Consider the following 2,132-nt stretch of genomic DNA (forward strand, 5'->3'; position numbering starts at 1 on the left):
GCGGTGCACGCCGCGCTGCGGGCGCGCGCCGCGCGCCACCCGCGCCGGGTCCACCGCCCGCGCGGCGGCCCTCACGGTCGCCGTCACCGGAACACGGTTTGCGGACCGGGCGGACCAGTGGCGATCCGGTGCGTTTTCGGGCCGGCCGCAAGACGTTTCCGTCCCGGTTTCGAAATGTTCGCGAAAGCCCTTTCGCGCACCCCGCCGGCCCCCGCTGACCAGTCCGAATACAGCTCCGCGCCAGGAGGCTCCAGTACGAATTGAGCAGCCCGACCCACGCTCCGAATCGCCGCGTGGCGCCGGTACGGCGTTCACCCCTGTGTAGTCATCGTTTAACACCCGACTGGAATGCTGAGCATCATGGACGATCGACTGTCTGCCCCGGGCCTCATCGCCCCCGGCTCCCCGAACTCCCCCGGTGCGCCGGGCTCGTCACAGCCGCCGGGCGAGCTGGACGAACCCCGCTTCCCGCTGCCCAAGCGGCACCGTCGCTTCCTGGCCTGCGCGGCCGTGGCCGCCTCCGTGGCGCTCGGCGCGCTCGGGGTCGGGGCGACCGTGGAGACCGTCCAGCACGAGGGCGTCGCGACGGCGGCCGCCAGCCGCTGAGCCGGTCACCACCCGCGCCGCAGCCCCTCTAGCGGGGCACCGACCGGATCGGTCAGCGGTGCTCGCGGCGGGAGTGCCGGCCGGTCCTGGTGGCGGGGCGCAGCTCCAGCTCGGCCGCGAGGCGGGCGGCGGGGGCGAGCAGGCTCCAGCCGCCGGTGAGCCGACGCCCCGCGGTCCCCGCCTCGCCCGGGGCGGGCCCGGCCGGGGCGACCTCCTCGCGGGTCGGCGCTATGAGCCGCATGCGGTGCAGCAGGTCGAGCACCTCGCGGCGGAAGGCGGCCCGGTCGGCGAGGTGGTCGCGGCGCCAGCCGGCGGTGTCGCCGTACTCGTCGGCCACATCGCCCAGGATGCCGTCTATCAGGGCCTCCGCGATCGGCACGCCCACGCCCGTCGATCCCCCGTCACCCGACTCCCGCGCGGCGACACCGACGCCCGGTCCCGTCAGGGGCAGCGGCCGCAGCTGGTCGACCAGCCGCTCCACCAGCAGCAGGGCGGCGTGCGCCGGGACGTCGGAGCCGGGCAGCCGCACGTCCGTCAGCTCCCCGGCCGGGTCCAGCAGCGCGATGCCCTCGCGGCGGATCTCGGCCGACAGGCCCAGGAACTCGGCGAACGCCTCGACCTCGCGGTGCCGCGACTCCCAGAGCCACTCGCGTTCCAGCGCGGTGAGCTCGGCCAGCAGGACGACCGGCGTCTCCGCCAGCCGGCGCCGCACGGCCACCGGCACGCTGGTGCGCACCTCTGCGGTGGGCCGTGCCGGGGACCCCGGGGCACCGGACATCGCGGACGAGCCGACGGTCCCACCGTCCGACGCGGCGTCGCCGCTCCAGGCGGACGGGCCGAGCAGCAGCGCGGCGACCAGATCGCGGTCGACCCGCAGCCGCGCGCCCTCACCACCGTCCGGGCCGCCGTCCGGGCCGCCGTCCGTACCAGGGTCCGCGGCGCCGTCCGCGTCCTGAACGGTGAGCACCTGCCAGCGGGTCAGCAGGGCCACGGCCACCGCCACCTCCGCCGGGCCCACCCCAACGGCGGCCGGCGCCCCGGGCGCTCCGGAGGCCTCCGGCAGCTCGGGCAGCGGGTCACCGGCCGGCGCGTCGAGTGGCGACCGCCCGGACGCCGGCGCGGCCAGCCCGGCCTCGACGGCGCCACGGGTCACCCGCGCGCTCAGCCGGTCGGCCGGCCAGTGCGACGGGCCCGCCTCGAGCTCCGCCAGCGTCAGGGTCAGCGCGGCGTACGCCGCGGGGGTCAGTGGCACGCCGTCGAGCTCGACCCGGCGCAGCGTGCCCGGGCCGAGCCCGGCCTTCAGCAGGCGCGCGCAGGTCGGGGTGACGATCAGCCGGTAGCCGAGCAACTCGCCGAACCGGTCGGTGAGCCAGCCCGCATGACGGTGGATCACGGTGAGCGCCTCGGCGTACGGCCCCGCCGCGTTGACCAGCGGATGGGCCATCAGGACCCGGGCCGCGGCCCGCCGCTCGGCGGCCAGCGCCACCTGCCGCGGCCCCGCCGGGTCAGCGGCGTCGGGATCGGCG

At 77.3% G+C, this 2,132-nt stretch carries 2 protein-coding genes; one reads left to right on the forward strand and one right to left on the reverse strand.

Annotation, left to right across the window (positions count from 1 at the left end):
- Window positions 1-360: 360 nt before the first annotated feature.
- A complete protein-coding gene (locus ABD323_RS40570) occupies window positions 361-606 on the forward strand; it encodes a hypothetical protein (protein ID WP_344447127.1) in 246 nt (81 codons plus the stop codon).
- Window positions 607-658: 52 nt separating this feature from the next.
- Here the strand turns inward: ABD323_RS40570 and ABD323_RS40575 are convergent.
- Window positions 659-2,132: DUF2398 family protein (locus tag ABD323_RS40575; protein ID WP_344447128.1), on the reverse strand; the 1,474-nt coding region annotated here is incomplete at its 5' end.

Origin of the sequence: Kitasatospora nipponensis (genome assembly GCF_039528135.1) — a bacterium.
Classification (GTDB): Bacteria; Actinomycetota; Actinomycetes; order Streptomycetales; family Streptomycetaceae; genus Kitasatospora; species Kitasatospora nipponensis.